The following is an 18,087-nucleotide window of genomic DNA, read 5'->3' as shown; positions in this document are numbered from 1 at the left end:
CTCAGATGTCGGACGAACACATTCTCGTCGAGCGCGTCGGCCATGCGCCGGAAGTCTCGACCATCCGCTTCAACCGGCCGGACAAGAAAAACGCCATCACTGATGCCATGTATCTGCGCATGGCTGAAGCCCTGCATGCCGCCAATGCGAACCCCGAAATTCGGGTCGTTGCCTTTCTCGGCACGGAAGGCTGCTTTTCCGCCGGCAACGACATGGCCGATTTCCTCGCCTTCGCCATGTCGGGCGGCAAGGGCAAACTCGCCGCGCTTGAGCTTCTGAAAGCGCTCGTCGCCTTCGAAAAGCCGATGGTATCCGGCGTCGACGGACTCGCCATCGGCATCGGCACGACGCTGAACCTGCATTGCGACCTGACGGTCGCCTCCAGTCGCAGCCTGTTCAAAACCCCATTCGTGGACCTCGCTCTGGTGCCGGAAGCGGCCTCCAGCCTACTCGTGCCGAAACTCATGGGACACCAGCGCGCCTTTGCGCTGCTTGCCATGGGCGAAGGTTTTTCCGCCGAGCAGGCATTGCAGGCCGGAATGATCTGGAAAGTCGTCGCCCCTGAACATGTGGAAAGCGAAACGCTGGCGCTCGCCACCCGGCTTGCGGCCAAACCGCAGCAGGCGCTGAAGATCGCCCGCGATCTGGTTCGGGGCAACCCGGACGATCTTCTCACCCGCATCGAAGAGGAAGGCCGCCATTTCATCGCGCAGCTGCAGAGTGCGGAAGCGCGCGCCGCCTTCGAGGCATTCATGCGTCGCTGAGTGCCGCGGGAATCGGGAAGCCCGCCGCTTGTTTCTTCTCCCCGCCGGGGAGAAGTCCGCGGCAGCGGGATGAGGGGGCGACGGTGGAGATATACGGAGAGCTAGCCCCCTCATCCGACCCTTCGGGCCACCTTCTCCCCGGCGGGGAGAAGAAGCCGGCGGCATCGTCGGAAGTTTGAAGCCACTGTGCTTGCGAAGGTGGATTATGTATGGTCGATCAAATCGGTCCGACCAAGACCGGATCGTACAAGCTCTACGCCCGAAAGCCACCCGCATGCGTCACGTCGTTTTCGCCCTGTCCGTCTTCCTCTGCGCCGCCACTGTCACCGAAGCGGCGGCGATAACGCGCCCTCCGGCGGCTTCCGCCGGCAATGTCATTCTGGCGCAATCCGTCATTACCGAAGACGATGGCTCGGACTATTACTCCGGCAGCAACCGCGACCGCCAGCGCCGCGCCCGTTTCGTCTGCGTCATCACCCCGCCGGAGAGCGCCAATCGCCGCCGGCCCTATGTCTGCCCAATCGAGCGGGGCCGCGTGGGCGGCGCCTGCCGGTGCTCGGGCGTGGTCGGTAACGGCACGGTCGATACGGCCTGGTGATTATTTCTCCAGCGTCGCCACCGCTTCCACATGCGGCGACCACAGGAACTGGTCGACCGGCGTGACACGGGTGATGCGATAGCCGCCTTCCGTGAGGATGGTGAGATCACGCGCAAGTGTCAGCGGGTTGCAGCTTACCGCAACGATCTTCTTCACCGTGCTGCGGGCCAGTTCCTTGCACTGGAATTCCGCACCGGCGCGCGGCGGATCGAACACGACGGCATCGTAATTCTTCAGTTCGCTTGTCATCAGCGGCCGGCGGAAGAGGTCGCGTTTCTCGACGCTCACCGGTTTCAGGCCCTGTGTGTTGCGGGCGGCGAAATCCAGCGCCTTCAATGGCTTGTCTTCCGCTTCCACCGCATGCACCTTGCCGATGCGTGCGAGCCTCAGCGCGAAAGTGCCGGAACCGCAGAAAAGATCGGCAATACGTTTGGACTTGCCGACATGGGCCAGCACCAGCTCGGCCATGGCGTCTTCCGCCTGCTTCGTCGCCTGCGTGAAACTACCGGCTGGCGGGGAAACCGCAACGCCGCCGAATTCGATGATCGGCTTTTGCGGTTCGATCAGAATTTCACCTGAGAGCGAAACACGGGCAATGCCGCGCATGGCAAGCACCGTTTCCGTGAGTGTGCGCCGCTGCTTGTCGCTGACCGACTTGATGCCTTCGACCGAAATATCGAGACCCGAGAGCGTTTCGAGAACGGTGATGCGGAACGGTTCGGCATTCGCCACCATGGAAAGGCCGATGGCTCTGATAGCATCCAGCCGCGAAGCGATGCCGGGCGATGTGACCGGACACTCCTCGATGGCGACGATGTGATGGCTGTTCGCCTGGCTGAAACCGAGCAGCAGGCCCTTTTCCGTCTTGCGGGCGGCAAACACCGCGCGGCGGCGCTCGCCGGGACGACAGATGACGAGATCGTCGACATCAGGAGTCAGGCCCTTCGATTTCAGTGCCGTAACCACCAGCTCCCGCTTGTAGGCGTGGTAAGGCTGATCGGAAAGATGCTGCAGCGAACAGCCGCCGCAGGTGCCGTTCTTGCCATCGGGACCGAAGTGGCGGCAGGCCGGTTCACGGCGCTCCGCCGAGGCTGCCGTTATCGACATGACGGTGCCGTGATCCTTCACCTTGGCGATGGCCACCGTTTCTCCAGGCAGTGCGAAGGGCACATAGACCGGGCCGTCGGGACAGTGCGCGATGCCGTCGCCCTGCGCGCCGAGGCTCTTGATGGTGACGGTCTGTGTGCTCATGGCTTTTCGCCTCCGAGAAGAAATTCGATATTGCCGTCGCCGCCGGAAATTGGCGAAGGAATGAGGCCGAGGCTTTTCCAGCCCATGTCTTCCGTCAGCCAGCGCTCCAGCTCGGCGGCCACGGCAGGCGCCGTTTCCGGCTCTTTCAGAAGCCCGGCCTTGCTGATGGCATCACGCCCCGCCTCGAATTGCGGTTTCACCAGCAGAACCGCGAGAGCACCATGCTCAGCAAGTTCGAGCGCCGGAGCAAGCGCGAGCTTCAGCGAAATGAAGGACACGTCGGAGACAATGAAGCCGATGGGCCGGTCATCGATATCTTCCGCCGTCAGGAAGCGGGCATTCAGCCCCTCCAGATTGGTGACACGCGGATCGTTCTCGATCCTTGCATGCATCTGTCCGTGGCCGACATCGATGGCGGTGACGTGTCCGGCGCCACGTTCCAGCAGCACCTCGGTGAAACCGCCCGTCGAAGCGCCGACGTCGAGACAGTCATGGCCCGAAGGATCGAGCCGGAAATGATCGAGCGCGGCCACGAGTTTCAGCGCCGCGCGGGAAACATAGGCCTGTGCCGGGTCGCTGATGGCGATTTCGGCATCGCCGGCGACCGTCTGGCTCGGTTTGGTGACGATTTTGCCGTTGACGCTGACGGTGCCGCGCGCAACCGCGTCGCGCGCACGCGAGCGGCTGGCAAAGTGGCCGAGCGACACAAGAAGCTGGTCAAGCCGTTCATTTTCAGATGTTTTGGACATGGTCCCGTGTCAATGACCGCCAAACCCCGCCGATGCAAGCGATTTATCGCGAAAAGGGACCGGCGATGCCCGTCGCCGTCCATGGATGTTGCACCGCAAAGTCCGAATGTTCGATTAATCCAATATAAAGGCTTGTATTGCACTTTGTGCCCACGGCCCGTGCGGCCGCCGGAACCTGCCATGACGGCGTCTCCTCCCATTCACAAAATTGCGGCCGTTGCAGCGCAGACGCTTGCTTCGAGGCATCGGGTCGCCGAGAGAGTTTGCGATGTCGCTGAAAAACCTCCCCATTAACCTGAAGCTTATTGCCACCTTCTGTGCCTTGATGAGCGTGTGCCTGCTCGCTTCCGCGGTCGTATTCTGGCAGACGCTGGGGAGCGAGCGAGTCGCGATTGAGAACAATCGCACCAACAACATCATGCACGCCGTGGATGGTGCGACGGCCGCCATGCTGGAGCAGGCCGTTAACCAGCGCGGCTTTCTGTTGTTTCGCAGCGATAGCACCTATAGTGATGTTTTCGCTCAGCGCGACATCATGCTGAAGAAGCTGAATGAGGCGCGCACTTTGGCCGCCGGTGAGCCCGAAATTCTGAAATCCATTGACGATATGGAAAAATCGGCGACCGTCTTCTTCAAGGAACTGGCGGAACCGCAGATTGCCGCGCGCAAGACGACCGAAGCGCCGATTTCCGACATCATCGAGATCGGCCGCAATCAGGCCAAGGGCCAGCTCGACGGCTTCCGCGCCTCCGCCGCCAAGATCAAGGAGCAGCTGAACGGTCTGTCCGCCGCTTACGCCGCAGAACAGCAGGCAGCCGCGCTCCACCTCAAATATGCGCTTCTGGGCGGCGGCGCGGTTGCCGGTCTTCTGGCTGTCGCCCTTATCTGGGCGCTGTCGCGCTCCATCGTTACGCCGATTGTCGGCATGACGGCGGCCATGAGCCGGCTTGCCGATGGCGATCTGACGACGGAAGTACCCGCCACGGATCGGGGAGACGAAGTGGGCAAGATGGCGAAGGCGGTTCTTGTCTTCAAGGAAGCCGGTCTCGAAAAGTCCCGCCTTGCCGGCGAGACCGATCGCATGCGCTCCGCGACAGAGGCTGAACGCCGCCGCAACGAGGAAGAAAAGGCCAAGGACGAAGCCGCCAGCGCTTTTGCCAGCGCCGAGCTTGGCAAGGGCCTTGCCGCTCTGGCAGATGGCGATCTTTCCTATCGCATCGAGACGCCTTTTGCGCCCGCCATCGATCCCGTTCGCGTGAATTTCAACAGCGCCGTCGAAAAACTCCAGCAGGCGCTGCGCACCGTCGGTGAGAATGCAGCCGCGATCAATGCCGGTGCTGCGGAAATGCTCTCCGCCGCCGACGATCTTTCGCGCCGTACCGAACAACAGGCGGCATCCATCGAGGAAACCGCCGCAGCGCTCGAAGAAGTCACCACCACGGTGCGCGACAGCGCCCGCGGCGCAGAAGATGCCGGCAATCTGGTTCAGCGCGCCCGCGCCGGTGCGGAGAAATCCGGCGTCGTGGTCCGCAAGGCGGTTGCCGCCATGCGCGAAATCGAGAAATCCTCGGGCGAAATCGGTAACATCATCGGCGTCATCGACGATATCGCTTTCCAGACCAACCTGCTGGCCTTGAACGCCGGAGTGGAAGCCGCCCGCGCCGGTGACGCCGGCAAGGGTTTCGCCGTGGTTGCGCAGGAAGTCCGCGAACTTGCGCAGCGTTCGGCCAACGCCGCCAAGGAAATCAAGACACTTATTAGCGCCTCCAGCCAGCAGGTGGAAAATGGCGTCAATCTGGTCGATGAAACCGGCAAGGCCCTGGAACTCATCGTGGCGGAAGTCGAAGAGATCAACGTCCATGTCAGCGCCATCGTCGTCGCTTCCCGCGAACAGGCAACCGGCCTGCAGGAGATCAACACGGCTGTGAACACGATGGATCAGGGCACGCAGCAGAACGCCGCCATGGTGGAACAGCAGACCGCCGCTAGCCATTCGCTGGCGCGCGAGGCGGAAGCGCTGAACGGCCTGCTCGGCCAGTTCAGGATGGGCGGCGCGCGCGCTGCCGTTGCCAGTGCCGGAGGATATTCCGCGCCGCGCCAGTCCTCCGCCAAGCCCGCCTTCCAGCCCGCGCCCGCCGCACCGGTCCGCAAGGCTCCGGTCAAGCCGGCTTCCGCAACCGCACGGCCGGTAGCATCGCCAGCCCGTGCACTTGGCCAGAGCCTCGCCCGCGCCTTCGGCGGTGCGGCCGAAGCGCCGGCCGCCAAGGATCAGGACTGGACGGAGTTCTGAGACGGGTTTTCAGACCGAACCTAGGGATTGGGGGCCCAAAGGCCCCCTCAGACTGCTGACAAACCTCTGGCGTGAGCTGGGGGTTTATGATTCATTGGGACATGTTGAAGAAACCTGCTCCTGAACAGACCGCTCTCGAGATGGTGACGCTCGATAGTCTGGTCCCGAAAGATCACCTGCTTCGCAAGATCGACGCGGTGATCGACTTCTCATTTATCCATGATCGTGTTGCCGGTCTTTACTGTGCCGACAACGGCCGTCCGCCGCTCGATCCCACACGCATGTTCAAGGCGCTGTTCATCGGCTACCTGTTCGGTGTTCGCTCGGAGCGGCAGTTGATGCGCGAGATCGAGGTGAACGTCGCCTATCGCTGGTTTCTGCGCCTGAAGCTGACCGATCCTGTCTTCGATGCCTCGACGCTGTCGCAGAACCGCCGCCGTCGCTTCAACGGGACGGAGGTTGCCCAGGATATCTTCGATGCCATCGTGGAGCAGGCGATCCGGCATGGTCTGGTGGATGGGACCGTGCTCTATACGGATTCGACCCATCTGAAGGCCAATGCCAACAAGGGCAAATACGATCTGGCCATGCTCCAGAAGTCGCGGGCCGATTATTGGGCCGATCTGGATCGAGCGATCGAGGCGGAGCGCATATCCCATGGGCAGAAGCCGTTGAGGGAGAAACAGCGCGAGCCGGAGGTGAAGGAGACGAAGGTCAGCCGTACCGATCCCGATAGCGGTTATATGGTGCGCGACGGCAAGCCCAAGGGCTTCTTCTATCTCGATCACCGCACTGTTGACGGCCGCCATGCGATCATCACCGATACGCATGTAACGCCGGCCAATGTGCATGACAGTATCGTCTACCTGGAGCGGCTCGACCGGCAGCGCCAACGCTTCGACTTTCATGTCGGGGCGGTCGGGCTGGACGCAGGCTATGCCACGGCAGGCATTGCCAAGGGTCTGGAGGACAGAGATATCCTCGGCGTGACCGGCTATCGCAACCCGACCCCGCCCAAAGACGGGATGATGCGCAAGTCGAAGTTCGTCTACGAACCAGAGACCGATGGCTACCACTGCCCTGAAGGACAACTGTTGACCTATGCGACGACCGACCGCAGCGGTTACAGGCACTATCGCTCAGACCCCTCCATCTGCCGTGACTGCCCGCTTCTTGCCTCCTGCACGTCCAATGCCGGCTCGATACGAACCATCACCCGGCATGTCTGGCAAGATGCACGCGAACGCACGGATGTTCATCGAAAGACGGCGTGGGGCAAGGCGATCTACAAGCGGCGCAAGGAAACGGTGGAGCGCTCCTTCGCCGATGCCAAGCAGCTCCACGGGCACCGCTATGCCCGCTTCCGCGGCTTGATCAAGGTTAGATGGCAGTGCCTGCTCGCCGCGAGCGCCCAGAACATCAAGAAAATAGCGATGGCGCTCACGAAAGCACCCAAACCCGCCTGGGGATGAGGAAACGAGGCTCATCTTATCTCCCGTTCACCCGCAAAAGACGACAACAAAACGTCATCATCCCGAAAAAGAAAAAACCCGCCGAAAATATCGACGGGTTTGTCAGCGGTCTGAGGGGGCCCAAAGGCCCCCTTTTTATTTTGGCGCTTTTCCTGAACATGCTCTATGCGCCCTGTAGCCGGAACATTCGCGCAAAGAACAGTTCGTCCGACAGGCGGTCAAGCAGGGCGGCAATGCCGGCGGTCGCGGCAATGGCGAAAACAAGCCGTCCGGCCAGTACGCCATAGACATCCGCGCCGAGCGACATCACCACGAGCGTGTCTTCAATCACGCTATGGGCAAAACCCATGAACACGCAGGACAGAAATACCTGCCGGGGCGATATCGTGCCCGATCGCGCCTCGCGGATCAGGAAGCCGGCGCCGTAGGAAATGCCGAGAAACAACCCGATGGCGGTGAGATGTTCGGCCTCGCCGCGAATGCCCGCGAGACGCAGCAGGGGCGAGAGCGCTTTCATCATCAGCGCCAGCAGGCGCGTCAGTCTGAGGATTTCAAGGCAAAGAGAAAGTGTCAAGAGGATCACGAACATCCAGACCATGGTTTCCCCGAGGCCGAGGAAGTAGGCGGACCATTCGGGCGTGGCGCTCATCGCAATCCAGGCAGGGTTGACCGGCGCGGAAAGCCACCCCGTCGCCTCCAGAACGTGATGCAACATGAAGGCATAGAGCAATCCGCCTCCAATTCGCAGCGCCGTGGTGACGATCATGCCGGGCCCCGCCTTTTCAATGATCTTCTGCTCGATGGGCAGGCCATGGGCGAACAGGATGAGCGCCGAAAAAACGGTGATATCCGCAACGGTCAGCGACGATGCGGGAACAAGCGTGAAGATGAGCGGTACGGCCCCCCATATGCCGACCAGCATTGCGGTCAGCCAGGCAAGACCGAGCTCCGGCGGCAGCCCCACGAGGTTCATGACCGGCGCAAAGGCAGGCGCCACCGCCTCGATCGCGCCCATCCTCGACAACAGCTCGGTCAGTATTGCGATCGGAACCGTAATCCGCACCAGCACCCAGTAGATTGCAAGCGTTTCCCGCGTTTTTTGCCAGATGGACTGAAGAACTGACATGTGAAGGCTCTCCTGAAGATGGTTCCCAATCACTACTGCCGGCCCATTCGCATTTGCGATCAAAGATTGCAGTTTCATGCAATTTTATTGCAAAGATATCGGTGGGCATTATGCTGCCGGCATGGACAGGATCGACCGGAAACTTCTGAACCTTTTGCAGAACGATGCCTCGCGCACCAATTTGGATATGGCCGACGAGGTGGGGCTGTCTCCATCCAGCTGCCTGCGCCGCCTGCAGCGGTTGCGCAAGTCCGGCGTGATCGACCGCATCGTGGCGATCCTCAACCCGGCAAAGGCGGGACGCGTCCTCAAGGCTCTGGTGACGGTTGAGCTGAAACTGCACGGTGAGCAGCAGATGCGCCGCTTTCTGGATATTGCCAGCGCCGAAGAGGCCGTGTCACAGGCTTATGCCGTCACAGGCGCAACAGATGTGGTGCTGATGTTGCGCCTGCGGGATATGGAAGAATTCGACGCCCTGTGTGACCGATTGTTCCGCGACCAGCACAATGTGGCGCGCTTTTTCACCATGGTCGTCATCAAGACGGCGAAAGAGGATACGGCCATTCGGCTTTGATTATTGTCCCGCTCGTCGATCTATGCTGCGTGATCTGCCCGCATGGGGCCGCCAGACGGAAATATCGCGCGGGGCGTCGAGAAGCTCTGGCAGGGCGTCGTGCCATGCCTGGCGATAGGGCCGGTGGATCTGAACGTCGATGACGTCCTGATGGTCGCTCCAGGTCTCATGCAGCAGGAAGCGGTTCTCGTTCTCGCCATCCCGGTGCAGGGTTGCGTTCACGAAGGTTTTTTCGTGTCGCATGGCGTCGAGCAGCGCGTTCAGCAATTCGAGAAAACGCTCGCGCTGGCCGGGGCGCACCTGAAAGCCGATAAGATAGGTGGTGTGCATGGGCCTTACTCCTTGGTGCTGGGCATCAGTGCTTCGCGGGTTGCCGCATCGGCGGGGTAGAAACATTCCAGCACCAGCTCGGACAGTGTCACGTCGGTGGCAGTGCCGAAAACCGTGGTGGTTGAAATGAAGCTCAGGATAGCGCCCGAGGACGGATCACGAAGCTGGAGAGGTATCGCCAGCAGATCGGCACCGGCGGTATAGGCAGAAAGCTTCGGTGCGGGATAGGCCGCAAGCTCTGCTTGCAGGCGGGAAAGTACGTCGTCTCCCGTTTCCTCCACCTGACGTTTCAGCCGTTCCAGCAGGTGGTGCCGCCATTCGGCAAGGTTGACGATGCGGGAACTCAAGCCATCGGGATGCAGGCTCAGCCGCAACGCATTGAGCGGCGACTGAAGCAGTTCGGCGGAAACGCCGGCAAGCAGCGATGTGATCGCATCATTGGCAAGAACCACGTTCCAGTGCCGGTCGACCGCAAGGGCGGGGAAGGGCATGTGGCCATGCACCACGGTTTCGGCGGCTTGCCGGGCTGCTGTCATGTCAGGTGCATCCAGCGATCGTTCGGAATGAACAGGCGCATAACCTGCCGCCAGCATCAGCCGGTTGGCGGCGCGGGCGGGCATTGAAAGCTGCTCCGCCAGCCTCACCAGCATGTCACGGCTGGGAGATGAGCGCCCGCTTTCCACAAAACTCAGATGGCGCGTGGATATGTCAGCCTCTACCGCCAGATCGAGCTGGCTCAATCTGCGGCGAGCTCGCCATTCTTTCAGCACCTGGCCGACATGTTCTCGATGATGTGTCATGCCCCGCAGCCTAGCAGAAGATATCGCCAATGCGATTACCTCGCAGGTAATTGTTCCGCTTCCCAGACCCCGGCATGTTTGGGCCGTCAACCCACAGGAGAACAATCATGACACAGCATCTCGCAATCGCCGAAACCTATCTCGCGGTCTGGAACGAGGAAGACGGCGAACGCCGCAAGCAGTTGGTAAACAAGGCATGGGCCGAAACCGCCCGTTATATCGATCCCCTGATGCAGGGCGAGGGCCAGAAGGGGATCGCCGCGATGATCGAGGCGGCGCGGCAGAAGTTTCCCGGATATCGCTTCGTGCTGACGGGAACCCCTGACGGACACGGCGATTTCACCCGTTTCTCATGGCGTCTGATTTCGCCTGACGGAGACGATGTTGCCGGCGGCACCGATGTTGTCAGCCGCGATGCCGACGGGCGGATCGATAATGTCGTCGGCTTTCTTGATGGCGCGGCGGGATAACACCGTGAGGGGGGCGGGATCATCTGCCCGCCTCCTTCACCTTGGGAAGCGTGATTCAGCCCGCAAATCCCACGCCGGCCTGACGCTGGCCAAGCGCATTGAACACGGTGGAAACGATGCCGGCCCGGTCGAGGCCGGCATTGGCATACATGGTCTCGGGCTTTGCCTGTTCCACCCACTGGTCGGGCAGGGTTAATGTGCGAACCTTCGGGCCGTGGTCGAGCAAACCGGCGCTGGCCATGAAATGCAGCACATGCGCGCCGAAACCGCCGACGGAGCCTTCCTCAATAGTCACCAGCACCTCGTGATGGCTGGCAAGCTGGCGGATGAGATCGAGATCGAGCGGCTTGGCGAAGCGCGCATCGGCAACCGTGGTCGAAAGTCCGGCAGCATCCAAGTCTTCGGCAGCCGCCAGGCACTCCGCAAGGCGTGTGCCGAAGGAGAGCAGCGCAACCTTGGTGCCTTCCTTGATGATGCGGCCCTTGCCGATCTGCAAAATCTCGCCGCGTACAGGCATTTCGACGCCCACACCTTCGCCGCGCGGATAACGGAATGAAATCGGGCCTTCATCGTAAGCTGCAGCCGTGCGGACCATATGTTTCAGCTCCGCTTCGTCCGATGCAGCCATAACCACCATGCCGGGCAGGGTGGCAAGGAACGTCGTGTCGAAGGAGCCGGCATGGGTCGGTCCATCGGCACCGACGAAACCGGCGCGGTCGATGGGGAAACGCACGGGCAGGCTCTGGATCGCCACATCATGCACCAGCTGGTCGTAACCGCGTTGCAGGAAGGTGGAATAAAGCGCACAGAACGGCTTGTAACCATCGGCCGCAAGTCCCGCCGCGAAGGTGACGGCGTGCTGTTCGGCAATGCCGACATCGAAGGTGCGGGCTGGGAAAAGCTCGGCCATCTTGTCCAGCCCGGTACCATTCGGCATGGCGGCCGTCACACCGATGATCTTGTCGTCGAGCGTCGCTTCCTGGATCAGGGCTTCGGCAAAGACGCTGGTATAGCTCGGCGCATTCGGCTTGGCTTTCGCCTGCGCGCCGGTGATGACGTCGAACTTGTTGACGCCGTGATATTTGTCCGCGGCAGCCTCCGCCGGCGCGTAACCCTTGCCCTTCTGCGTCACCACATGGATGAGGACGGGGCCTTTCTGATTGTCGCGCACATTGCGCAGCACCGGCAAAAGGTGATCGAAGGAATGACCGTCGATCGGGCCGATGTGATAGAAACCAAGCTCCTCGAACAGCGTGCCGCCGGTTACGTAACCGCGCGCATGTGTCACTGCGCGGGTAATGGCGCGGTCGATGGTCTTGCCGAGATAGGCCGTCAGTTTCTTGCCGAAATCGCGGAAACCCATATAGGTGCGGCCGGAGGCAAGACGCGCCAGATAGGCGCTCATCGCGCCCGTCGGCGGCGCAATAGACATATCGTTATCGTTAAGAATGACGATCAGCCGCGCATCGAGCGCGCCGGCATTGTTGAGCGCCTCAAACGCCATGCCCGCCGACATCGAGCCGTCGCCGATGACGGCGATCACCTTGCGGTCGCTGCCTTCGAGACCTGCCGCCACCGCCATGCCGAGACCGGCGGAAATGGAGGTGGAGGAATGGCCGGCGCCGAAATCGTCATAGTCGCTTTCCGCACGGCGGGTGAAGCCGGAAAGCCCGTTTTCCTGGCGCAGCGTGCGGATGCGGTCACGACGGCCGGTCAGGATCTTGTGCGGATAACATTGGTGGCCGACATCGAAGATCAGTCGGTCTTCCGGCGTGTTGAAGACCTTGTGGATGGCAATCGTCAATTCCACCACGCCGAGGCCGGCCCCCAGATGGCCACCGGTTTTCGACACGGCGTCAATCATCTCGTCGCGCAGTTCCCGCGCCAGTTCCGGCAGGTCGCGATCGTCGATCTCCTTGAGATCGGAGGGAAAATTCACCCGGTCGAGCAATGGTGTCTGTGGCATTCCGGTCAATCGTTCGGCCTTTTCTTGTCGTCAGCAGGGCGCGCCAGAGCGGCTTTCATGGTGAAAGCCAACGGTTCGGCCTTGCATGTCGTACACTTCTATAGAATTTCAACCTTCCGGCAAAGGGACAAACTCTTCTTCGTCGCCGGGAACAATATCGAAGCGTCCGGTTCTCCACTCCTGTTTGGCCTGTTCTATGCGTTCTTTTGATGACGAAACGAAGTTCCACCAGATGTAACGGCGCTCATTCAGCGCCGCCCCGCCGAAGATCATGATGTGACAGCCATTGCTGCCGGCCTGAAGAGTGATGTCGTCGCCCGGCCGGAAAACGAGGAGCTGGTCGGCGGCGAAGATATCCCCGGCCACATCCAGCGAGCCGGAGAGAATATAGATCGCCCGTTCTTCATGGTCGGCGGAAAAGGGAAACTTTACACCCGGTTCCAGAGTCAGGTCGACATAAAGCGTATCGGTAAAGGCCGAAACAGGGGAGGTGAGCCCCTCGAATTCACCGATCACCACCCGGCCGGACGCGCCCTTGATATCGATCAGCGGCATGTCTTCCTTGGCCGTATGGGCAAAGGCGGGTGCGATTTCTTCCATATGGTCTGGCAGGGCAAGCCATGTCTGCAGGCCGGACATGGACAGCGGATGGCCGCGTAGATTTTCCGGCGTGCGTTCCGAATGCACGATGCCACGCCCGGCCGTCATCAGGTTGATGTCTCCCGGACGGATGACAAGCTCGGTGCCGAGACTGTCGCGGTGCTTGATTTCGCCGTCGAACAGATAGGTAACGGTGGAAAGGCCGATATGCGGATGCGGCTTGACGTCGAGCGCCTCACCGGCCTTCAGGATCGCCGGGCCCATGCGGTCAAAAAAGATGAACGGGCCGACAAGCCGCCGCTGCCGGGTCGGCAGCGCACGCCGCACCGCAAAGCCGCCAATATCGCTGGTGCGGGGAATGATGAGGTTCTCGATGGCGTCGCAGGCAAAAGCATCACCCGCGACGGGATCGTTACCGGGAAAGAAGGACATCGCTTGCTCCTCGTATCGTCATTGGCGGAGTTTAGCATAACGGATGGGGAGGGGGAGGGTCGGGATATCGAACGCTGCGTTAACTGCGGTTATGGAAACATCCCTGCCGTCATCCTCGGGCTTGACCCGAGGATCCGCAACCCGTTGAAATCAATGGATCCTCGGGTCAAGCCCGAGGATGACGTCGAGTATGCTGATTGGGGACGGAGCAGCCTGTGAAATCACGTCCAAACGCTGCCGCCATGGACAATCACTCCCCGTCCAGCGGCTCCACACCTTGCGGCTTGCCCGCGCGGTCGAGACGGATTTTCTCGATGCGCTTTTCGGCGGCATTCAGCAGCGTCTCGCAATGTTTCTTAAGGGCTTCGCCGCGCTCGTAGATGGCGATGGATTCGTCCAGCGCCACGTCGCCGCGTTCCAGGCGGGCGACAATGCTTTCCAGCTCAGCGACGGCTTTTTCGAAAGAATAACCGCTGACATCGGCTGTGTTGGCATTTTCCGTCATGTTCAACCCTTCATCATTCTCAAAATATGCATGGCTGCCGATTCCGCCAGCCCTTCCAGATCATAACCGCCTTCCAGCAGGCTGACGACCCGGTTGGAGGCGTATTTGTCAGCCATTTCCAGAAGTCGCCCGGTCGCCCAGTCGAAATCTTCGCCCACCAGATTGATCTGCGCCAGCGGATCGCGATGATGCGCATCGAAACCGGCGGAGATGAGGATGAGGTCTGGCGAAAAATCGGCAATGGCCGGCAACACGCGCGACTTGAACGCCTCGCGGAAATATTCGCTGCCGGTGTTGGGAGAAAGCGGGGCGTTGACGATATTGTTCTTCACGCCGGTTTCGTTTTTATCGCCGCTCCACGGGTAAAGCGGCATCTGGTGGGTGGAGCAGAACAGCACTGACGTGTCGTTCCAGAAGATGTCCTGGGTGCCGTTGCCGTGGTGCACGTCCCAGTCGATGATGGCCACGCGCTCCGCGCCGTGCGCCTTCTGCGCGTGGCGGGCGGCAATCGCCACATTGTTGAAAAGACAGAAACCCATGGCCTTGGCTGTTTCGGCATGGTGGCCGGGCGGACGGGCCGCGACGAAGACATTGTCGGCCGAGCCGGTAAACACGTCATCCACGGCCGCCATGGCAGCGCCAATGCCGGTCAGCGCCGCCTGCAGGCTTTTTGGCGAGAGATAGGTGTCGGACTCGATCCGGTTGATCTCGCCATCCTCTTCGGGCACCTGCCGCATGACGGCAAGCAGATGCTCTTCCGGATGCGCCAGAAGCACCGCATCCTCATTGGCCTGCGGTGCTTCCTTCCGGTCCAGCCGCTCGAAATTCGGATGTTCAAGCGCGATGTTCAGCGACCGCAGCCGGTCCGGCCGCTCGGGGTGACCTTCGGGCGTGATGTGTTCAAGGAAGATCGGATGTTCGTAAAGACGTGTCGCCATTCTATCCTCCAGGAGAAAACGTTCAGGCGCGCTGCGGCAGAAGCGGATATCCGGCCATCACGGCGCGGCCGGCAAGGGCTGCGAGCACGGCCTTCAGCGCATCGCCCGGAATGAAGGCGAGCGAACCCATGAAGGCCTTTTCGAAACCAAGCCCGACGACCAGCGCCAGATAGGTGATGCCGAAAGCATAAAGCACGACCACACCGCCGATCAGGCTGGCGACGAAGAAACCGATGCCCTGTGTGAGAGCGGACTGGCCGCGATTGACGAGTTTTTCCGAGAGCGTGCCAGTCACGAAAACGGCTGCAATCCAGCCGATCAGGAAGCCCGTCGTTGGCGTGGTGAAAATCGAAAGACCACCGCGTCCCCCCGAAAGCACTGGCAGGCCGATGGCGGCAATCAGGATCGTCAGCAGCACCGCAAGCGTACCGCGCTTAGCGCCCAGCACGACACCCGCCAGCATGACGCCGAGCGACTGCGCGGTGATGGGCACCGGAATGAAGCCGAGCGTGATCGGCGGCAAAAGCCCGAGTGCGATGATGATGGCGGAAAACAGCGAAATCAGCACGAGGTCGCGGGTTGTCATGGCTCGGAAACTCCGGATGGTTATCTGGCCGTCAGCTTTGGCCTCTGAAACCGCGCGCGTCAATGGCGTCGGCAATGGCGTCCGCATCCTTCAACGTCATAATCACCAGAGGCACGATGATGGTGGCCATCCGCACGGGCAGGCCGCGCGCCAGATGCGCATCACGCACCGCATGGTAACGATTGACGATCTCAGGCACGAACCGCACCACCAGCCCGACGGCAAGCCCGATATCGGCGGCCTTCACCAGCCCCAGCCTTTCAAGCGGCGCAGCGGAAAGGGTGATCTCGTCCATGAACTGCGAAATACTGACGGTGATGGTGACGGCGGTGGCAAGCAGCGCCAGCGCCGTCAGCCGCAAAAGATTGACGCTCGCATCATGTGTGGGAAGCAGGAGAAAACTGAAGGCGGCGACAAGGAAGATGGTCAGCATCACCGGCCGCAGCCGCAAAGCGACCTCGCGGAAGGGTAGCCGCGTAGCGCCCAGAATAAGGGCGGCCAGAACCGTCGCGCCTGCGAGAACCAGCAGATCGCGGGTGAGGAACAATGCGATGCTGAAACCCATGAGCGTCAGGAGCTTGAGGCGCGGCGAGACGCGGTAGAGCCAGCCGGTGCCTTCCACATGCAGCGATTTCATCGCGATACCACCTCCAGATAGCGCGCCACCGCTTCTTCGGGGGCGGCGTCGGCAACCAGTGCGCCTTCATGGAAAACCAGCACCCGGTCGAAACCCGCAACCAGCGGCAGATCGTGGGTGATGACAACAAGCGCCTGCGACAGCGCCGCCATGGTCTTTTCCACGATAGCCCGGTTCTTGAGATCAAGCTGGTTGGTCGGCTCGTCGAGAATGAGGATTTGCGGTTCGGTAATCAGGAGCGCGGCCAGCGCCGCAAGCTGTAATTCCCCGCCGGAAAGCTCATGGGCGCGTCGTTCCTCGAGATGTGCGATACCAAGCCGGGCGAGAACGGCCTTCACCTTGATTTCCGTGTCGGCCTTATTGAGACCAAGCCGTTTCAGACCGAAGGCAACATCGTCGCGTACGATCGGCAGGATGATCTGGTTCTGCGGATTCTGGAAGATGAAGCCGACCGTCTGCAAGACCGCTTTGGCGTCCGTCACGGTATCGAGACCGTTCACCGAAACCGTGCCTTGGCTTGGCTTGTTCAGCCCGTTGATCAGCCGCGCAAAGGTAGTCTTGCCCGAGCCGTTGAGGCCGATCACGCCGATACGTCGTTCGATCAATGTCAAGGACAGCGGCTGCAGGGCCTGCCGGCCCTCGAAAGCGACACCGGCGGCGTCGAAACGGATTTCCAAGCTTTTATCCTCGCGCTCGTTTCCGGTTCTATACCCCGTCATCAACAGAAGTGAAACAAGGAACAAAAAAAGAACATTGCAATCCTGAAAAAGCCGTTCTACCTTCGCCACCATGGTGATCAAGGTTTCAAACGAAGCGGCAAGACGGATTTTTCTGGCGCGGCAGGGGCTTTCCTCGCCGCCCGGCAAGGCGCTTTCCAAGAGCGACCTGTTGCAGCTCATCACCGATATCGGTTTTGTGCAGGTGGATAGCATCGGCACGGTGGAGCGCGCCCACCACCAGATTATCTTCTCCCGCAACCAGACTTACAGGCGTGACCATCTGACCACGCTCTTGGAAAAGGACCGGGCGCTTTTCGAGCACTGGACGCATGACGCCTCCATCGTGCCGACGGAATTTTATCCCTATTGGAAACATCGCTTCCGCCGCCGCGAGCCGATCATTCAGGAGCGCTGGCGCAAATGGCATGGCGAGGGTTTCGATGCCGCCTTCGGCGAGACGCTTCAGCGCATTGCCGCAACCGGTCCGGTTCTGGCGCGGGAGTTGAAGGAGGAGGGGCACCAGTCCGGCGGCTGGTGGAACTGGCATCCCTCCAAGACCGCGCTCGAATATCTCTGGCACACCGGCAAGCTTGCCATATCCGGCCGCGTGAATTTTCAGAAGGTCTATGATCTGGCCGAACGGGTCATTCCCGGTGAGCATCACGAGACCGAGGTGGAGCACGCCGAATTCGTTGACTGGGCCTGCCGCGAGGCGCTGAAGCGGCTGGGGTTCGCCACCCATGGCGAAATCGCCGCCTTTTTCGATCTCGTCACCCCGCAGGAGGCGAGGGACTGGGTCAAGAGCAACCGCGACGAGCTATGCGAGGTGTCGCTTCTCGCCCGCGACGGCACGGCCCGCCCGTCCTATGCCTTTGCCGGTTTTACCGCTGACCTGACTGACGTGCCGGAACCCTCCGCCCGCGTTCGTGTGCTGAGCCCCTTCGATCCCCTGTTGCGAGACCGCAACCGTATGGAACGGTTGTTCGGATTCTACTATCGCATCGAGGTCTTTGTGCCGGAGCCGAAGCGGCAATACGGCTATTACGTTTTCCCGCTTCTGGAGGGTGACAGGCTTATCGGCCGCATCGACATGAAGGCGGATCGCAAGCGCAGCTCGCTGGATGTACGCCGCCTGTGGCTGGAGCCGGGCGTGCGCGCCTCCACCGGACGGCTGGAGAAACTCGATGCGGAACTGGTGAGGCTGGCGCGGTTTACGGGGGTGGAGAGCGTGAATTATCTGGAGGGCTGGCGGGCGGAGAAATGAAGTCGGTCGATTGAGA

18 protein-coding genes and 1 pseudogene are annotated in these 18,087 nt (G+C 61.1%); 7 read left to right on the top strand and 12 right to left on the bottom strand.

What is annotated here, in order from left to right; all coding sequences use genetic code 11:
- Window positions 1-5 precede the first annotated feature (5 nt).
- Window positions 6-764, top strand: coding sequence for a crotonase/enoyl-CoA hydratase family protein (locus O9X91_RS00440; protein ID WP_142912839.1), 759 nt, complete (start codon window positions 6-8; stop codon window positions 762-764).
- 274 nt (window positions 765-1,038) lie between these two features.
- Window positions 1,039-1,362 carry a hypothetical protein gene (locus tag O9X91_RS00435; RefSeq protein ID WP_142912840.1) on the top strand — a complete coding sequence of 108 codons (324 nt, stop codon included), beginning with the start codon at window positions 1,039-1,041 and terminating at the stop codon, window positions 1,360-1,362.
- On the opposite strand, the gene O9X91_RS00430 is transcribed toward O9X91_RS00435, so the two are convergent.
- Window positions 1,363-2,613 (bottom strand): class I SAM-dependent RNA methyltransferase, encoded by a 1,251-nt coding sequence (locus O9X91_RS00430; protein WP_142912841.1) that lies wholly within the window; start codon window positions 2,611-2,613, stop codon window positions 1,363-1,365.
- Window positions 2,610-3,362 (bottom strand): TlyA family RNA methyltransferase, encoded by a 753-nt coding sequence (locus O9X91_RS00425; protein WP_137409868.1) that lies wholly within the window; start codon window positions 3,360-3,362, stop codon window positions 2,610-2,612. Before O9X91_RS00425 ends, O9X91_RS00430 begins: the two co-directional genes overlap by 4 nt.
- Window positions 3,363-3,630: 268 nt before the next feature.
- Between O9X91_RS00425 and O9X91_RS00420 the strand changes: the two genes are divergently transcribed.
- A complete protein-coding gene (locus tag O9X91_RS00420) occupies window positions 3,631-5,652 on the top strand; it encodes a methyl-accepting chemotaxis protein (protein WP_142912842.1) in 2,022 nt (673 codons plus the stop codon).
- 101 nt (window positions 5,653-5,753) lie between these two features.
- Window positions 5,754-7,124, top strand: coding sequence for an IS1182 family transposase (locus O9X91_RS00415; RefSeq protein ID WP_269834264.1), 1,371 nt, complete (start codon window positions 5,754-5,756; stop codon window positions 7,122-7,124).
- Window positions 7,125-7,287: 163 nt separating this feature from the next.
- On the opposite strand, the gene O9X91_RS00410 is transcribed toward O9X91_RS00415, so the two are convergent.
- Entirely contained in the window at window positions 7,288-8,250 is a 963-nt protein-coding gene (locus O9X91_RS00410; protein ID WP_142914125.1) for a nucleoside recognition domain-containing protein, read from the bottom strand.
- Between the two features lie 121 nt (window positions 8,251-8,371).
- Between O9X91_RS00410 and O9X91_RS00405 the strand changes: the two genes are divergently transcribed.
- Window positions 8,372-8,824 carry an Lrp/AsnC family transcriptional regulator gene (locus O9X91_RS00405; RefSeq protein ID WP_269834138.1) on the top strand — a complete coding sequence of 151 codons (453 nt, stop codon included), beginning with the start codon at window positions 8,372-8,374 and terminating at the stop codon, window positions 8,822-8,824.
- A gap of 20 nt (window positions 8,825-8,844) precedes the next feature.
- Here O9X91_RS00405 and O9X91_RS00400 read toward each other — a convergent pair.
- Together O9X91_RS00400 and O9X91_RS00395 are read right to left on the bottom strand one after the other, a co-directional pair.
- Window positions 8,845-9,154: pseudogene (locus O9X91_RS00400) on the bottom strand (putative quinol monooxygenase).
- A gap of 5 nt (window positions 9,155-9,159) precedes the next feature.
- Window positions 9,160-9,954 (bottom strand): helix-turn-helix domain-containing protein, encoded by a 795-nt coding sequence (locus O9X91_RS00395; RefSeq protein WP_142914127.1) that lies wholly within the window; start codon window positions 9,952-9,954, stop codon window positions 9,160-9,162.
- A gap of 107 nt (window positions 9,955-10,061) precedes the next feature.
- Here O9X91_RS00395 and O9X91_RS00390 point away from each other — a divergent pair, with 107 nt between their 5' ends.
- Window positions 10,062-10,424 (top strand): nuclear transport factor 2 family protein, encoded by a 363-nt coding sequence (locus O9X91_RS00390; RefSeq protein WP_137409873.1) that lies wholly within the window; start codon window positions 10,062-10,064, stop codon window positions 10,422-10,424.
- A 55-nt stretch (window positions 10,425-10,479) separates the two neighbouring features.
- Here O9X91_RS00390 and dxs read toward each other — a convergent pair whose 3' ends face one another.
- From dxs to O9X91_RS00355, 7 genes are all read right to left on the bottom strand, one after another.
- Window positions 10,480-12,399 (bottom strand): 1-deoxy-D-xylulose-5-phosphate synthase, encoded by a 1,920-nt coding sequence (dxs, locus tag O9X91_RS00385; protein WP_077982831.1) that lies wholly within the window; start codon window positions 12,397-12,399, stop codon window positions 10,480-10,482.
- Window positions 12,400-12,498: 99 nt separating this feature from the next.
- Window positions 12,499-13,422, bottom strand: a complete 924-nt coding sequence (locus tag O9X91_RS00380) for a pirin family protein (protein WP_269834121.1) — start codon at window positions 13,420-13,422, stop codon at window positions 12,499-12,501.
- Window positions 13,423-13,672: 250 nt separating this feature from the next.
- Window positions 13,673-13,927: an exodeoxyribonuclease VII small subunit gene (locus O9X91_RS00375; protein ID WP_003503059.1), complete on the bottom strand. Its 255-nt coding sequence runs from the start codon at window positions 13,925-13,927 to the stop codon at window positions 13,673-13,675.
- A gap of 2 nt (window positions 13,928-13,929) precedes the next feature.
- Window positions 13,930-14,865, bottom strand: a complete 936-nt coding sequence (locus tag O9X91_RS00370; RefSeq protein ID WP_077982829.1) for a histone deacetylase family protein — start codon at window positions 14,863-14,865, stop codon at window positions 13,930-13,932.
- 22 nt (window positions 14,866-14,887) lie between these two features.
- Window positions 14,888-15,451, bottom strand: a complete 564-nt coding sequence (locus O9X91_RS00365; protein WP_020010590.1) for a biotin transporter BioY — start codon at window positions 15,449-15,451, stop codon at window positions 14,888-14,890.
- A gap of 31 nt (window positions 15,452-15,482) precedes the next feature.
- Entirely contained in the window at window positions 15,483-16,088 is a 606-nt protein-coding gene (locus tag O9X91_RS00360) for an energy-coupling factor transporter transmembrane component T family protein (RefSeq protein ID WP_269834122.1), read from the bottom strand.
- A complete protein-coding gene (locus O9X91_RS00355) occupies window positions 16,085-16,765 on the bottom strand; it encodes an energy-coupling factor ABC transporter ATP-binding protein (RefSeq protein WP_269834123.1) in 681 nt (226 codons plus the stop codon). Before O9X91_RS00355 ends, O9X91_RS00360 begins: the two co-directional genes overlap by 4 nt.
- Before the next feature lie 112 nt (window positions 16,766-16,877).
- Here O9X91_RS00355 and O9X91_RS00350 point away from each other — a divergent pair, with 112 nt between their 5' ends.
- The gene (locus tag O9X91_RS00350; protein WP_269834124.1) at window positions 16,878-18,071 is read left to right on the top strand and encodes a winged helix-turn-helix domain-containing protein; all 1,194 of its coding nucleotides are present in this window, start codon (window positions 16,878-16,880) and stop codon (window positions 18,069-18,071) included.
- Window positions 18,072-18,087: the final 16 nt, after the last annotated feature.

The organism is Agrobacterium salinitolerans (genome assembly GCF_027498475.1).
Taxonomy (GTDB): domain Bacteria; phylum Pseudomonadota; class Alphaproteobacteria; order Rhizobiales; family Rhizobiaceae; genus Agrobacterium; species Agrobacterium salinitolerans.
Note: the sequence above shows the minus strand (reverse complement) of the source record. Positions and strands in the feature narration are given on the sequence as shown.